11 protein-coding genes are annotated in these 16,395 nt (G+C 53.2%); 3 read left to right on the forward strand and 8 right to left on the reverse strand.

Annotated features, from left to right (window positions below):
* Window positions 1-403: 403 nt before the first annotated feature.
* Window positions 404-1,330, forward strand: a complete 927-nt coding sequence (locus tag XYCOK13_RS20650) for an ABC transporter substrate-binding protein (RefSeq protein ID WP_213414146.1) — start codon at window positions 404-406, stop codon at window positions 1,328-1,330.
* A gap of 20 nt (window positions 1,331-1,350) precedes the next feature.
* Complete coding sequence (locus tag XYCOK13_RS20655) at window positions 1,351-1,539, forward strand: cysteine-rich CWC family protein (RefSeq protein WP_213414166.1); 189 nt, start codon at window positions 1,351-1,353, stop codon at window positions 1,537-1,539.
* A gap of 270 nt (window positions 1,540-1,809) precedes the next feature.
* Here the strand turns inward: XYCOK13_RS20655 and XYCOK13_RS20660 are convergent, their stop codons facing one another.
* The 8 genes from XYCOK13_RS20660 to XYCOK13_RS20695 form a co-directional block, all read right to left on the reverse strand.
* Window positions 1,810-3,549, reverse strand: coding sequence for a copper amine oxidase N-terminal domain-containing protein (locus XYCOK13_RS20660; protein WP_213414147.1), 1,740 nt, complete (start codon window positions 3,547-3,549; stop codon window positions 1,810-1,812).
* Window positions 3,550-3,722: 173 nt separating this feature from the next.
* Window positions 3,723-5,441: a pectate lyase family protein gene (locus XYCOK13_RS20665; protein WP_213414148.1), complete on the reverse strand. Its 1,719-nt coding sequence runs from the start codon at window positions 5,439-5,441 to the stop codon at window positions 3,723-3,725.
* A 184-nt stretch (window positions 5,442-5,625) separates the two neighbouring features.
* Complete coding sequence (locus XYCOK13_RS20670; protein ID WP_213414149.1) at window positions 5,626-5,871, reverse strand: hypothetical protein; 246 nt, start codon at window positions 5,869-5,871, stop codon at window positions 5,626-5,628.
* 5 nt (window positions 5,872-5,876) lie between these two features.
* Window positions 5,877-7,037, reverse strand: coding sequence for a hypothetical protein (locus XYCOK13_RS20675; RefSeq protein ID WP_213414150.1), 1,161 nt, complete (start codon window positions 7,035-7,037; stop codon window positions 5,877-5,879).
* Between the two features lie 23 nt (window positions 7,038-7,060).
* Complete coding sequence (locus XYCOK13_RS20680; RefSeq protein WP_213414151.1) at window positions 7,061-7,897, reverse strand: hypothetical protein; 837 nt, start codon at window positions 7,895-7,897, stop codon at window positions 7,061-7,063.
* The gene (locus tag XYCOK13_RS20685) at window positions 7,894-8,583 is read right to left on the reverse strand and encodes an ABC transporter ATP-binding protein (protein WP_213414152.1); all 690 of its coding nucleotides are present in this window, start codon (window positions 8,581-8,583) and stop codon (window positions 7,894-7,896) included. The genes XYCOK13_RS20680 and XYCOK13_RS20685 overlap by 4 nt, the downstream gene beginning before the upstream one ends.
* Before the next feature lie 11 nt (window positions 8,584-8,594).
* The gene (locus XYCOK13_RS20690; RefSeq protein WP_213414153.1) at window positions 8,595-8,972 is read right to left on the reverse strand and encodes a GntR family transcriptional regulator; all 378 of its coding nucleotides are present in this window, start codon (window positions 8,970-8,972) and stop codon (window positions 8,595-8,597) included.
* Window positions 8,973-9,139: 167 nt separating this feature from the next.
* Window positions 9,140-13,519 (reverse strand): cadherin-like beta sandwich domain-containing protein, encoded by a 4,380-nt coding sequence (locus tag XYCOK13_RS20695; protein WP_213414154.1) that lies wholly within the window; start codon window positions 13,517-13,519, stop codon window positions 9,140-9,142.
* A gap of 270 nt (window positions 13,520-13,789) precedes the next feature.
* On the opposite strand from XYCOK13_RS20695, the gene XYCOK13_RS20700 reads away from it, so the two are divergent.
* Window positions 13,790-16,375, forward strand: coding sequence for a winged helix-turn-helix domain-containing protein (locus XYCOK13_RS20700; protein ID WP_213414155.1), 2,586 nt, complete (start codon window positions 13,790-13,792; stop codon window positions 16,373-16,375).
* Window positions 16,376-16,395: the final 20 nt, after the last annotated feature.

Raw genomic sequence — 16,395 nt, forward strand, 5'->3', positions numbered from 1 at the left:
GAGTGCGTGGATTGAAATATTAAGTAAGGAGAGGATACCATGCCTACAATTTTGTCGCACTCCTTGTGAGTGCGTGGATTGAAATTCCAACATGATTCCAGTTAATACGAAAACTCGTGTCGTCGCACTCCTCATGAGTGCGTGGATTGAAATTTTGATCCCGATCAGTTCATTTACAGCTGACAACGTCGCACTCCTCATGAGTGCGTGGATTGAAATTTGAAGGCGATAAGAGAATCAGCCGTTTCAAGAAAGTCGCACTCCTTGTGAGTGCATGGATTGAAATATCGTAATAGTGGCGGTACAAGTTTTTTCCCTGACGTCGCACTCCTCGAGTACGAGAAACCCTCTGGCCGCTCTCTTCATAAGACTGTAGATTAAATGAAAGTAAGGAGGAACCGCCTTGAAGGCTCTTTCGTTTTTGCCTGCCTCCACGCATATTATTCAGGAGCTGGGACTGGAGGACTATCTGTATGGGGTGACATTCGAATGTCCTTCCGATAAACCGAAGGTCGTGCGGTCGTATTTGGAGGGGCAGTCGTATACTAGCTCGGAACTCAACCGCATTGTCAGCGAGCATGCCCGGTTGGATCAACCGCTCTATTACCTGGATATGGACTTGCTGCGGGAGATCCGGCCCGACGTCATCTTCACCCAGCACGTATGCAATGTGTGCCAGATCGGCACCTCGTACGTCGAACGCGCCGTTCATCAGCTGGACAAGCAGCCGAAGCTTGTTCCCCTGGTTCCGCGGCAGCTGCGGGATGTTCTGGACAATATGCTGACCATTTCGAAGGAACTGGCTCATGAACCGTTCGGACATGCCTTGGTCGAGTCCTGCAACGCGCGGATCGATCGCATCGCGTCCACTCTTCGCGCGCATAAGCGTCAGCCCAGGAGGGTCATGGTCATGGAATGGATCGAGCCGATTTTCAACTGCGGACATTGGATTCCGGAACAGATTTCGCTGGCGGGAGGATGGGACCCCTTATCTGCTCCGGAAGGGTATTCGTCCCCGACCGCCTGGGAGCGTGTGAAGGATGCGGACCCGGAGGTAATCGTCATTGCGCCCTGCGGATTCGATGTGAAGCGGACCGCCCAGGAGGCGGAGAAGCTGTATGAATTGGATGGCTGGGAGCAGCTGACAGCTGTTCGCCATCATGAAGTGTATGCGGCAGACGGCCAATTCTTCACCCAACCGAGCACCAGCTTGATCGACGGGACCGAGCTGCTTGCCGGCCTGTTTCACCCAGATTTGTTCCAGATTCCGGACGCTCTGGCAGACCTGGTGCTTCCTCTTGCCAAAGCCCGTGTTGCGGAGGGATCATAGTGGTTGCCAGCCATGTAACGATGAAGAAAGACCGTTCGTGCCCCCTCTGCGGGAAGCAGAACGGCTGCGGTTATGAATCGTGCTGGTGTGCGGCAGAGGTGTTTCCAAGCGAAATCCTCGACCTGGTTCCCAGGGATAAGCTGGGCAAGTCATGTATTTGCAAAGACTGTCTGGATCGATTCAAGGAAAATACCTCTGATTCCCCATAGCCTCGTTCTGCACAGCTGCTGCTGACGCCCGGCATCCTCGCCGGAAAGCTGATCTTTCCAAGCAGCAAATGGCCGCCTCTATCGCTTATCTGTGATGCTAGTGCATCCGTTGAGCGATAGGGACGGCCATTCGTGCCCGTTCTGTTGCCATTTTCAAATGGTTGCCCCGCCTAACAGAGCGTAATACCCGTCAACTCGCGAAGCCTAAGCAGCTGCCGCATGGAAATGCCTTCCCATCACAACGTTTCTCCCGCTTGGCCGATAGATTTCCTACTCCAGGACCAACGTATAAAATTCGACTCCATCTTCCTTGCTGTAATAAGGGTCGTAATGATACCACACTAAGGTATCGCCCAGCACCAGAGGAGTCAGATGACCCGGCGAAGGGATGCCGTCAAGCTTCTTCGGCTCGCCAGCGGCTTTCCCTGTCCCATCGATAACCGTGTAATACACATGGTGTCCGCCGCCCGACTCTCTCCACAGCACAACGAACCGATTGTCGTTGACTTTCACCAGATGCGTCTCGGTCACCGAAACGTCCGACGAAGCGGAATGGTTAGTCAGGTAGGTGATCTGCACATCGCTTGTGTTCTCCGCACCCTTCGGCACTGAGGCCAAGAAGACATTCTTGGAGCCGCCCGGACGGTACAAGTATTCTGGCGCCATGTGCGAACCGACAACCAGATAGTGGTTCTCCGCCACTTCCAGACCGCCTAGATGGGCGCCGGTATAATTGTCCCCGATTTCACCTGGAAACTTGATCAAATCAATCTCTTTCGTCATCCGCTCCGATTCTTCAACCTGAAGGACAATCGAACGAGGATAAGCATCCCCGTGATCTGCGTACACGATGCGATCCCCGTCCATCCTCACATAAGTGGCGAAGGAATGGCTCACATGATTGCGCGGCCACTGTCCCCCTTTATACAACACAGCCATATCTTCCATGCGTATATGGATAGGGATGTTGGACTGATGATTCAGCCCGTCATCTGCCAAGTAGCGCTCGCGACCCGTATAAACGACCAATTTGCCATTGTGGCTGTCCATCGTCAGGTTGCTGGCATTCAGCGGCTTCGTTACATGAACATCTTGAATGTCCGCGTGATCCAGCTTGTTCCAGTCTTTGTCGTACTTCACAATGCGATAAACCGGCAGCGTGTTCGACTCTTCCAGATTCGTCTGCGCATAGACTACATAGAAGTTGCCATCCTCACCGGCATGCGCGCCTCCGAACAACGGCAGCTCATTCGGCAATTTCCGCTCGCCTTGCTTCACGAAGGATGAGGAAAAAATCTTGATGTGCAGTTCTCCTCCATATTGCTCCAACACATGCACATCCCCGTTTTGCTCCAGCAAATACCGCCTGGACGTACTGAAAAAGTTGCCGTAATTATAGTCATCTGTACTATTGTTCGCCTGCATATGTACAAATTGTCCGGAAATTTCCGGATATCCATACACTTTGATTATCCGATTTTGGGGCTGCCATAGAACCGACCTTCCCAATTGGTCGGACACGAAGCGAAGAGGAATATACACTCTCCCCTGCATCTTGCGGGCAGGCACTGTCATGGAAACGGCATTCCCATTTACCATTGCAACGGGATCGTTCACGATCAGCTTGAGCACGTTGCCGTCCAACTCGACGGTAACGGTATTAGTCGCTTCCTCCCACATGACGTCCCCGCCCAAGGCTTCTACCAATGCCCGCATCGGAATGAGAGACGATCCGTTCTCCACCTCGACTGGAACATCCGTAGGAAGAAAAGTGTGGTTGATGCATACAAAAATAAGATCTTGCGGATCAGGCAAATGCGAATAATCGTAGGTTTCAAAGGTACCGTTCGCCCCAATATACCCGGTTGGCCGCGGCATCCGCTCTTCATGGGCCCTTTTATAGCAATCTTCTGTTTCGACATTTGCCGCAGCGGCCCCGAACATATTCGGAACGATAGCGAGCTGCAGCATGGCGGCGATCAACGTCCAGCCTAGCGCTTTTCGTAGCAAATGTGTTTCCTCCTCGTCTAGTTGTCTAGGATTGCTGTCCCTTTCTATTTAGAAAGATAGAAATATATTACCATATCTTGTTCGATTCCTCACCACATTTCGACAAATTCTCCCCTTTCAAAAAAACAAAAAAGGACTGTCCGGCGGACAGTCCCGTCTTGTCGCTAGCTCCGCTACTGCTGGGCAGTCGTCACTCTGTTCCATCTGTATCGGCCATCCTGCGACAACAAGCAGATATACAATGTATCTCCGGTGTTGACGCCGTCCCCAGGAACCAGTACCATCTTCCTTCTGTGGGCCGCCGATGCAGACGGAAGGGCAGCGACCTGGCCGAGGAGCAGGGAATAATGGGTTAAATCTACATCCCCGTAGAGCTTGCCGCCGCCGGTTTGGAGATAGGCCGCGCCCGAATCTACTGTAGATTGGCCGAAGACTCTGACGATTTTCAAATAATTTCTCTTGCTGTCATTCGTGCCTGCTAGTGAAAACTCCACTCTTTCTACAAAGTTGGGCAAATAATTCTGCACAAAATACTTAAGAGGAGGGAGGTCACGGTGGTCGCATACCGTCTTCCATTCGCCTTCGGCATACACTCTGATTCTCAGCGATCTGGGCGATTCTTTCCAATGGCCGAACGCCATTCCGAAATTGGCGGCGTAGGTGAGCGGCGCGGGGAATTGTATCTCAATCGAAACAGGCTGATTCTGCGTCTCGCGACCGTCATTCCACCTAACGAAGTAATCGCCGCGAAGGTCAAACAATCTGCTTAAATCTCCAACGGAAGGCGCGGGACCGGAGGTTTGTCTAACAACAAATCGCTTGTGGGCGTAAGCCAAATAGTCGTCCTGGTTCCCGACCAACATGTCATATCCATGAACCGTAGGTGGAATGACCGCATGCACATGGTCATTTTTCGTTTTAAAGTTGGGGATAATCCGGTTTTCGTGTCCGAGATCCGCAACCACTGTATAGTCAAGGTTTGTCGCAATGTGAGAATGCGAGGAGTTGGCTGACAATACCGCTTTCTGCTTGTTGGCGGTAAGATGACCATCCCAAAAATAACCCGATATATAATTGCTTGCTCCCGACACATAAAAGAATAAATTCTCATCCGGGTTGTATCCCTTGGCGCCCTTATACTCTTCATGATTGGTCGGCTGACATTCCACCGCGGCAAACAAATTGCCCGAAGCTTCGGCCGGGAACATGTGGCTGTCGATACGGATGCCGCATATGTTGTGCGCCAATCCAATCTGAACAAATTTATTCCCGTTGATATATTGCTGTGTGCCGGTGTGCTCAACATGTACATAAATCCCGTAATAATAATACGCTATGTTGACGTTATTGAAGTGAACCCAGCTAATGCTGCTGTCATTCCCGCTTGCATGCATATAAATCCCGTATCCCGTCCTTGACATGGGAGCGTGAGTCAATTCCAGGGAGGAAACAGTGGTGAGATGCCCGGCCGTCTTGAACTTATCCTCCCCATTCAGCCAGACTGCCGCTTTGGAGAAGTCCCGCACTCGGCTGGTATCAATCTTCCCGCCTTCCAGCTTCGAATTTTTCCGCAATCTGACCACATGGACATCCCCGGTAGGGGATATCACGGCGGCTTGGCTCATCGAGAAAGTGACACCGCTCACAATATCAATCGTCCGATTTGTCCGATATACGCCTGGCGGTACTTTCACATCTCTTCCGCCCAAGGATAAAGCCTCGTTCAGCGCCCCCTGGATCGCACACCAATCGATCTCGTCCGTCATGGCTTGCGCATGGGGGTAAACCTGTCTCGCGTCCCCCAAGGATTGGAATCTTTGGCTTACGGGGTGGCTTCTGCCATCACCAATTGCCCCGAAGTCCTTGACATTCAAAACGCTAAGATCACTCACTACGTGCATCCCTACTTTCCTAGAAATGTTATGGAGAGGCGCGCTCGGAAAATATGATCATTTCTAATTTTATGTATCCGAATCCCAAAATATCTGTGTTTGTTCCGCCATTGCCTTCACGCAAAAAAAGCCCTCTACTGATCAAACGTAGAGGGCTTTGTGCGCCTGCGATTTGGTGCCTGGCCTAGATTCTCCGCTCCGCCAACGACTCCGCATAAATCTTGAGCGCATGCTTGAGCGCAGCTTTCCTGACCCAAGCTTTGCGCTCGCGCGGCTGCTGCTCAAAAAAAATGCGGTTCCCGCCAAGCTCTGCCAGCGCCTCTTGCGCGGCGATCGTCGCGGCATGTTCCTGTTCAAGCAGGTAATAGGCAGTGCGATAGCAGAACAATTCATACTCCTTTAGACCGGCGGCAATTTGCTCTAGCTTCATACGCATCAGCCCTGTATCGCAAATCCGTAGAATTCCAATCCCTGTATCTGATCTGCATGTTTCGCCGATTTGCCTTCAATCGTTCCTTCAAACAGCAATTCTCCGCTAGACAACTGCACAATGATAAACGATGCCGGTGAGGCTGGATCTGCCTGACTCAACAAATACATCCGGTCTCGGTCGATGTAGGAGAGTTTTGCGCCCTTCACCTCGAATGGACGAATCACGACTTGATCGTCCGCCAAGTTATATTCCAGTACCCGCACTTCCTGTTCCCCATAAAGGGTCATATACAGGATATCGCCATCTGTAGTCATATTTACATAGTCATCGCTGGATTGAAATTCCAGGAATTCGTCGATCACGGGCGATTGCAATGTCTCCATTTCGCCTGTTCTCAACTCATAACGCATCAATTGCGCAGGAACGTACCCTTCATCGGCCAGCGTATAAAAGACATAGTATTGCGCTGCTTTTGTCACATTGCTTTCATACACTTTCCGGACATTTTCACTAGTTTGCCCCGGGAATGAAACGGCTTCGCTAGACAGCATGGCACCATCCGAGATCCCTAGGTTATAGCGGCGGTATTCTCTCTCTTCGCCGCTGCTTCTGTAGCCATTCATGAGAATAGCAAGCTCTTCGCCAATCACCTGCACATCTTCAATATGGTAGAATGCGTACATGTTCAAGTCCGAAATAGAAACCTCGTATTTCGTTGTCTGCTGCTCCTGCTTATCCAGAATGGACACCTCAAACCAATACCTCCACGCCCCGTATGCGCGATCCTCCTTCAGCCCAACGTAAACCAGAAGCCTGTCATCCTGATAGAATGCCTGGTCAGCACGCTTGCCGCGCATAAACTGCCGATGATTCTTGGCCAGCTGCCGGATTTCCCCGCTGGACCAGGAATACGGCTCCATGGACTCAAGCAACGACTGCTCGCTTACATATTTGCTTCCTTTCAGTCCAATGGTGACCGCTGGAGAGATGCGGGGATAGCTGTACATTCCGCGAATGGTTACTCCCTCCGCTTCTTTTGCTTCCCCTTGCTGCGGAACCAGCACAAATTGCGGCAAATGACTGGCTGTTCCTCGTATATAGTACGTTCCTACGCTGGATACGATCAGTACCAGAACCAGAACCGGCAACCAATAACGTGTCATACTTCCTTTCCTCCCCGCTGTCGTTATACACTCACCTTGTTCTTCAACAAGTTGAAACTTAACCAGATTGATGTTGCAGTGACGATTAGTCCCGTGCCGACTGTCAACCAGAACAGTTCCATCGGATAAAGATACTGATCATTGATCATTTCCGAAAGAAGGATTGGCAGCAAGAACACGATAGCAGCCGCTGTACAGTACACGATACCAGCAATGATCCCCTTCCACCGGTAGCTGCGTTCCAACAATATAGCTGTAAAGACAATGATCACACCTGCCGCTCCTATCGCATAGGAGAGAACAAAGTCCGAGAACGCGCCAGGGATGAGTATATGCAAAAGAGGGTTCCCCAGGATCACTGAATGCGTTGATACGGACAGATGGAAGGCTTCAGGCATCAGCCAGGCGAATGCTTGGATCTGCATCGGCAAAATAAGCAGTTGAAAGGCAACCAGGCCCAGCACGGACATGAGGATCACCGCCAGCTTGGCGCCGTACAGATACATCCGTGAATGCGGAAGCATCAGCAGGCGATAGATGAACATGTTCTTCCCCCACCAATCCCGATACCAGATCAAGAAGACATAGATGAACAGAGCGGCAATGCATAGCGCAATCGGCACCGTGAACCATATGCTATGTTGGGTGTAATCGAAAAAGCTGACGGGTCCATAGTCATTCACATATTCCATAGCCGAGATCGCTCCGCGCTGCATGCGCAATTCAATGCGATCTATCGTGCTCCGCACATACCAGATCATGCCGCCGAATTGCACCAGTACAGTAGCTGCCATCAACGTTAAATAGAGCGCGCGCAAACGGGCAAATTCATAATGGATAAGCTTCCAAAACTGATTCATGGCTGGTACACCTCTCTCATGACGTCAACCACCGATTTTCCTTCATGCAGACGAACTTCTTCTACCTGGAACTGCTTCAGCACCCTGCCCTCATTGAGCAGCACAGCCTTGTCTATCAGATGCTCGACATCCTGAATTTCGTGGGTGGTAATAATCACACCGCGGTCATCCATCAGATGGCTGGTGAACACCTCGACAATTTGCTCGCGGCTGAACATGTCAATGCCGGAGAATGGCTCATCCATCAGCAGATAGTCGGCATCCAGAGACAACCCGAGCAGCAAATTCAGCTTGGCAGCGTTGCCTTTCGACAAATCCGAGACACGCTCGTCCTGGCCCAGTCTGAAAAATTCCAGGAGCTGCTTCGCCCGTTCCTCGTTCCACCGGCTGTAAAAGTCCTTCATAAAGCGCATCGCATCTTGAATCTTCATGCGCGGCGGCATCGTCATTGTATCCGGAATAAACGAAACCTTCTCATACAGCTTCGGCTGCATCGGCTGACCGTCGACCAAGATGCGCCCGCTGCTGATTGGGACCAAGCCCATGATGCCCTTCAGAATCGTGGATTTGCCCACGCCGTTGATGCCGATCAAGCACGTCACTTTTCCTTTCTCCGCTGTGAACGAAACGTCTTGCAGTACCTTCTTTCTTCCGTACCTTTTCGTTAATTGCTGCACTTCTATCACGGTTCACCCTCCTAACCCTTTGAACGTTCTGCGGCATATCTGTCTCTGACCTGTTCGAGCAGCTCTTCTACCGGAATATCCATGCCCCGGATCGATGCTAGGAACGTGTCTACCGCATCACGGATAAGCTCTTGCCTGATAGATTTCAATATTCCTTCGTCGCTCGTTATGCGGCTGGGGGAATTGCCTTCGGTAATAATCAAGCTTTGTTCCTCCATTTCCTTATAACTCCTTTGTGCGGTATTGGGATTGATCTTAAGCAGCGCGGCCAATTCTCTGCGAGACGGAATCTCGTCACCCGCCCTCAGTCTGCCGGCGGCAATCTCGGCTTTGAAATAACGCACTACCTGCAAGTAGATCGGGTCCCGGTTATTGAATGAAACATTCATCGTCCCAACCCCACCTTCGCTTCCTTAAGTGTGTGTACTAATTGGTTCATACACTGTAAGTGTACTATACTATTCATACACCTGGTTGTCAATATATAAAAAATAACACCTCCCGGCATGTACGCCGAAAGGTGTTCAGTCACTTGCAGTAAAACCATCCTTGTCGCTTATTCTTCGATCAACCCCGCTTGGACAAGCAGGCGGTAGACGATGGAGGCCGTCTCCGCTCTGGTGATGCTGTCAGCCGGCCGCAATTCTCCATTGGCCCCGCTGATTAAGCCGGCATGGATCGCTGCAGCAGCCGACTCTCTGGCCCAAGCCTGAACTTGCAGGCCATCGATGAATTCGGAAAGCGGATCATCCGCTGTCTCCGCGTCTATCGCATCCAGTCCTGCCAGACGCGATGCCTTCGCCAATACGACCATGGCTTCCTCGCGGGTAATGGTTTTCGCAGGACGGAACGTCCCGTCTTCATACCCTTGTATGATCCCGTAAGCGTTAGCTGTCGTAACGGCCCCAGCGTACCATGCGTTCAGGCTCACGTCCTGGAACAATGCTTTTTTCTCATTGGCTGGCAATCCCAGCGCCCTCGCGATCAAGGCAGCGAACTCCGCGCGCGTAATAACAGCATTCGGATCAAAGCGGTCCTGCTCGACACCGCTCACGATCAGTCTTGATGCCAGATTGTTCACCGCAGCTTGGCTCCAATGCCCCTCAACATCCCCGAACCGTGCCGTGTTCGCAATCACGGCATACGTGCTGTTCGTCAGGCTGCGGATCACAGCATACGCTTCTCCATCGCGGGTTGTACTTGACGTCGGAACATGCCGCAGCCGTCCATCTTCTTCCACAACGACAGCAGTCGTGACACTGCCCGCTCCTGCTGCCGCCGAAACCGGCATTTCCCGTTGAACAAATTCGCTGAACCTGCTCACTTCCAGCGATTCGCCATCGTGCAGAATATGCAATGTGAAATCGACCGGCGAGGCTTGAACCGTGAATCCGCCCTCCCTCGCTGCGCTCTCTAGCATGTCAGCCTTGCTCTTGCTGCTCTTGGCAATCACGAGTTGGACGACCATGTCCGCATGCGCTGCATGTCCGAGCTGTTCGGACTGCAAATCGATGGAGATTTCTGCCGCAGGGAGCCAGTAGCCGGCGATTGGCGTTTGGACGAGCAGTGTCATCCGCTTGTCCTCCATAGCTTTCACAATATCGCCTGTCAGCACCGCGATCACTTCATCTGCGTCATGGTCAACCTGGATGCGCACAACCGCATCATCTTCCACTCGTTCAAGTTCAGCCTTCATGAGATCCGTATCAACCGTCAATACCGTCTGAATGATACCGTCCGTGTTCGTCGTTGTGTTAGTCGCCAGTTGTTCCAGATAGGTGTCGTTAATGTACAAGCCCAAGCGGGCTTCATTGTCTGCTTCGGCATCTCCGCCGGAGGATGGGGAGGAGCCGCCGCGACCTGGGCCAGGCTCTGTCGGCTTTTGGGCTCTCGTCACCACCACGCTGTATGTTTGTGCGGTCGATCCATCCTGTGCCGTCACTTCCACCGTAATCGTGTTCTCCCCGACAGCAAGCGCGATCGGAGCCGAAGGCTCTCCGCTCGTTGCTTCCTGCCCGTTTACCTTGACGGCTGCGCCCGGATCATTAACCGATGCGGTTACCGTTACATGCGAGACCGAATGAGGCACTGCCGCCGTGTAGGCCGCGCGATCCGCTTCGAATGCCGGAGTCAGCGCTCCATCGGAGAGGACTAATCCGGCTAGACCGGCATTGCTGCTCGCTGCTCGCTGAATCGATAGTGTATAGTTCGCCGAATGGATGCCATCCTCCGCCAGAACCGCAACGCGGATGATGTTCGGCCCGACTTCCAGCGGAACCGACGCCGGGGACCCGCTCGCTTGCAGCTGGCCATTTATGCTTAGAATCGCATTGCTGTGATAGACCGAAGCCGTGACGCTCACCGCTTCCGTATCGAAGGATACCGCCGCAGTATAGGCATAGACGGACGGGGCGAACGCAGGGGACAGCGTACCCCCGCTGATGTCCAAGCTGCTCAGCTGCGCGTTCCCGGAAGCTTCCCGCGTAACGGTGATCGTGTAGGTGCGCTTGGTCACGCCGTCCTGCGCCTCCACCTCGACCTCAATGATATTCGAGCCTACCGACAGCGGGATCGGATTGCCCGCTGGCACGCCATTGACTGTCAGCGCGCTTATCGACGCATCGGCATGCGCGGGCTCTGCGTGAAGATAGGTCTCATAAACGGCATTGGTCACCGTGGCTGTGTATGCATACACATCAGCATGCACCGTCTCATTCAACGCGATGCCTTGCAGGCTCAGCGATCGGATGGATGCATCGCTGGACGGCGCCCGCATTACGTTAATCGTGTAAGTCTTGACCGACACGCCATCCTGTGCAGTCACCCGCACTTCCAGGACGTTAGAACCAACCTCCAACGGGGCCGAGCCTGTGATCGGATCTCCTCCGCTGAATATGGTGAAACCCGCATTGACATCGTATGTCGCCGCTGCGACGGTGATGCTCTCGGTTGCATAAGGGACACTGGCCGAATAAGCTGTGACATCGGGATCAAAGGCAGGCGACAGCGTGCCCTCACTGATGTGCAATCCGCTCAATCTGTCCTCTGCCGATGGACGGATGACCTGCGTCACGGGGATATTAACCGGTATCATGTATTGTGCGTTTACCTGGATAGTCGCTGTATACGTCCCCACATCCAGGCCATCCTTCGCCTTCACCGTGAACGTGGAAGGCATATCGTCAATGGTCGCCTCCGGCTGCGTGAGGACGAACGCGTCTGCGTTGGCGCCGCTCAAGCTCACGGATACATCGGTCAATATACCCGTTCCCGTTCGCGTGATCGTCAAGGTCCGCGCCTCCTGCGTTCCCGGCGCATAGCCCACGACGAGCTCCGATAGCGTCGAATCCGCAATCGGGGCAATCGTATAAGCATGCACCACCTGCGTTACATGGAAACTAACCGGTTCCATATAGTCGGCTGTGATCGAGACTGCCGCGGTATACGTGCCAGCCGGCAAGCCGTCCTTCGCCTTCACCGTGAACGCGGCACTTTCACCGTCTATCGTTCCCGCTGGCTGCGTCAATTCGAATGCTTCCGCATCCGTGCCGCCCAGGCTCGCTGCCACATTCTCCAATACGCCCGTTCCCGTTCGCGTGATCGTTACGCTCTTCGTCTCTTGCGTACCCGCTGCGTATCCGGCCGCCAGCTCGGTCAGTGTCTGGTTCGCAATCGGGGCAATCGCGTACGAATGCACCACCTGCGTCACAGTGAAGCTTACGGGCTCCATCTTATCCGCATTTATCGTAACCGTGGTTGTATACGTGCCTACTGCCAAACCGTCCTTGGCTTTCACCGTGAACGCGGCACTTTCACCGTCTATCGTTCCCGCTGGCTGCGTCAATTCGAATGCATCCGCATCCGTGCCGCTCAAGCTCGCTGTCACATTCTCCAATACGCCCGTTCCCGTTCGCGTGATCGTCACGCTCTTCGTCTCTTGCGTACCCGACGCGTATCCGGCCGCCAGTACTGTCAGCGTCTGATCGTCGATCGGTTCAATGGTGTAGGTGAGCGGCGCTGGAGCAATAGCCAGTGCGTTCAAATAGCCCTCATTCGGAACAACCTGCTCTGCCTGATCCGCGGACAGCACGCGATAGATACGCCCTTTCATTATCGAGCTATCGTTCGTACCGAAATAGAAAGTCCCGGTGCTCGGATCGCGCGCGATGGAACCGATCCAATCAGAGCCTGAATATACAGGCAGTGGTTGCACCTCTCCCGTGGACAAACTCGCTGCTCGTATGGAATTGTTTTCCGAAAAGTACAGCTTATCGGCAGTTCGGTCGATCACAAACCCCAAACCAGAATGTCCCCTGCCCGGCATAAATCCTTCTACATTCCCACCGTCCAAATCCATCCGAAATATGCCGGAGATCCCACTGTTAAAATCTCCCTTGTAAAAATAAATCTTGCCCCCCTCCGAATCAACAGCAAGGCCATAAATGAAGGCAAGGCCATCCTCTGGTGTCGCGTGAATCGTCGTGATCGAGCGGCTGGCCAGATCAAGCACCTTAATACTCGCAAAAAACGTTCCGGGACCGCTGCCGGCACTATTATCAATCATATACAGTCGATTGCCAGCTGCATCCAAAGCCAACTCAACAATTAGGTTCCCGCTTTCATAAGTATCGACGACTTGCAGAGTGTCCTGTTTCAGCTTATAAATGCGTGACCTGTCCGCGGCATAGTACAGGAATTCATTATCCGCATCTACCGCGATTCCGGTAGGCGCGCCTGATATACTCTTCTGCGCGATGACCTGCGCTTCAGACGCATCCGCCAGACTCTTCTGGTAGAGGCTGTACGAATCACGTTCCATTGAAAAATACAAATTCATGGCCGGGCTGGCATAAGCTTCGCGCTGCGCAAGACCCGGCATGCCAAGCACGCCTAATGATAAGCAGCAGATCAGCAGAACCATTAGCTTTAGCCGCATCAGCTTCCTCCATGTACCAGCAGGTGGACCCGATTGTATAACGGTTGACATCCCATTTATGCTTCGCGTTGCCGCCGAGCCTGTCTTTTTTGCAAAATATCTGAATCTCCCATGACCTTTCATACCCCTTCACTCCCCATTTCCCGATGCACGTTCGCACCTTACATCATACCAACTGAAGGTACAATGATGAATTGACGAATGTTAATTGTCCGTTTTTTTTGTATAATGCGATTAGAAGACTTTACAACATAGGACGAGGAACTCAGAATGGATCAAACCTACACCACTATCCTAAAAACCAAAGTCACCCCTCCCGACCCGAAGGATGCCCACATCAGGCGCAACCGCTTGTTGGACTTGCTTACAGAAGGATTAAAGGGCCGCCTGACACTCGTAACCGCCCCTGCCGGTTTCGGCAAGACGACGCTCCTGACCCAGTGGGTCCACGCCGGACAGGCGACCTGCACCTGGTTATCGCTGGATGATATGGACAATGACATCGTCCGATTTTGGCGGTATGTTGCACATGCGCTCGCCCCGGCGCTTCCCCCGTTCATCCGTGAACGAGTCTTGGAGCTGTCTCAAGCCATGCCGAGTCTGTCCATCTATACGTTTCTCGACTCGTTCCTAAATGAGCTGTTCGCACTATCCAAAGGGATCGTCATCATCCTGGATGATTATCACGTTATTCGCGATACTCACATCCATGACAGCCTTGCTTACTTCATCGACTACTTGCCTCCTGTTGTGCACATGATGATTTCCTCCCGCTCCGAGCTGCCTTTTTCTGCTGCCAAATGGACCGCCCATAACGAACATGTCGCGATCGATATAAGGAAGCTGCAATTTACGCAGGATGAGACCGAGGAATTTTATACCAATAAATTGGACACTAGCTTGTCCAGCGAGCAGGTCGAGCAGCTTCGCCTGCGAACGGAAGGCTGGGCGGTCGGGTTGCAGCTGGTGACACTTTCCCTTCGTTCTGAAATGAACCGCGACCAATATATCCAAGCGTTCAGCGGCGACAACCGGAACGTCTCGGACTTCCTGTTCCATGAAGTAATAACCAAGCTGCCTGCTGAGCTGTACCGCTTCTTGCTGGATACCTCCGTTCTCCCCAGAATGAATGCTTCGATCGCTGATGCGGCTGCTTCTCGGACAGACAGCCAGAACATGCTCGAGACAGTCAAGCAGCTGAACCTGTTCCTCGTGCCGCTCGACGACCGGGATATCTGGTTCCGCTACCATCATTTGTTCGCCCAATTCCTGCAGAGCCAGTTCAAGAAGAACGAGCCCGAGCAGTGGCTTGCCGCCAACCGGTCGGCCAGCAAGAGCTTCGCCGCGCACAGCTTCATGGATGAAGCGATCCATCTTGCGCTGGAAGCGCAGGACTTCGAGTTGGCTCAAGAATATCTGGAGCAGCACATCCCAGCCGTGCTGCGAAGAGGAGAGAACGAAACCTTGCTGCATTGGTTTCGGCGATTTCCGGCAGAAGCGGCGCTTGCGCCCGAGCTCACGCTTCTGTACGCGTTCGTTCTTGTGCTGGCCGGAGAGCTGCCGGAAGCGGATCAGCTGCTGGAGAAGGTTGAAGAAACCTTCTCGACGATGGCCGAAACGGAGCGAAGAGGCCAGTTGCAAAGCGGCATCTTGTTCGTTCGAGCCAACCTGATGTTTTTGAATGGGGATTTCAAGAAGTGGCTTGCGTTCGTCGATGGATTATTGGACAAGATCTTGCCGGAGAATGCCCTTTTCTACAATCACAATTACAACTTGACTGAGCCGCTGATGAGACGAACACCGCTTGGCCTTAGAGGCCGCCTCTCCGCCGACGCAGAAATGATCGGTCTCTTGTTCACCGGAAATCTGGAGTCCCATGGCTGGGCGCATTCTCTCATTAGCTTATATGTCAAGCAAACCATGCTCGAAGGGTATTATGAATGGAACCGTCTCGATTGCTGCCGGGAGATGGTGACCGCAGTCGAGAAAGCATTGGCACAGCAGCATATTCCGGGCTTGGCTATCCCGTTGGCGATTACGCAGGCTCGCCTTCATCTGGTCAACAATTGCCCGCAGCTTGCCCATGACCGGATCCAGGATGAGATGCGTACCGTCCCTGACGCGCACTGGCTTCGCCTTCTCCGAGCGTTCCAAATGCGGGTGTACCTGCTCGAAGGCCGTACTGCCCAGGCCAAGAAAATAGCAGCCAGGCTCGGCTTATCCGCCAAGGACAAGCCTACTTTCGATCAGGAGTATATGTATATCTCTTACGTAAGACTGCTTGGCAAGCAACACAAGGAGAACGAAGCTCTGCGTCTGCTGGAGCTGATGAAGCCCCAGGCCGAGCGGGAGCAGCTGATCTCCAGCATCGTGGAGATCTCCGTGCTTCAAGCCTTGCTGGAAGCGCAGCGCGGTCAGCGGGATGCTGCCCTGCTGCCTATCCACGAAGCGCTGAAGCTGGGGGAACAGAACGGCTATGTGCGCAGCTTTGTGGATGAAGGGCCTGCGATGCATACCTTGTTGACGCATTATCTGAAGACACGTACGGAAGATACGCAGAGATTGCCCGTGTCCGACGTGACCGAGGAGTATGTGCGCAAGCTGATTGGATCGTTCCCCGCTGACAGCGAGCCGCCGACAGGCCGTCCAGCAGCGCTAGTCGAATCGCTCAGCCAAAGCGAGCACAGCATGCTGCGGCTTCTGAACCAGGGCGCAACCAACAAGCAGATCGCTCAGGAGCTTGCCCTGTCCGCCGGAACCGTGCGGGTGTACCTGTCCCGCATGTATGGGAAGCTCGGCGTCTCTTCCCGCACGCAGGCCTTGCTTGTCGCGCGCGACCTGCAGCTGCTGGAATAGTCCGATCGCTCGATGCCATA

It is taken from the genome of Xylanibacillus composti (assembly GCF_018403685.1).
GTDB classification, from domain to species: Bacteria; Bacillota; Bacilli; order Paenibacillales; family K13; genus Xylanibacillus; species Xylanibacillus composti.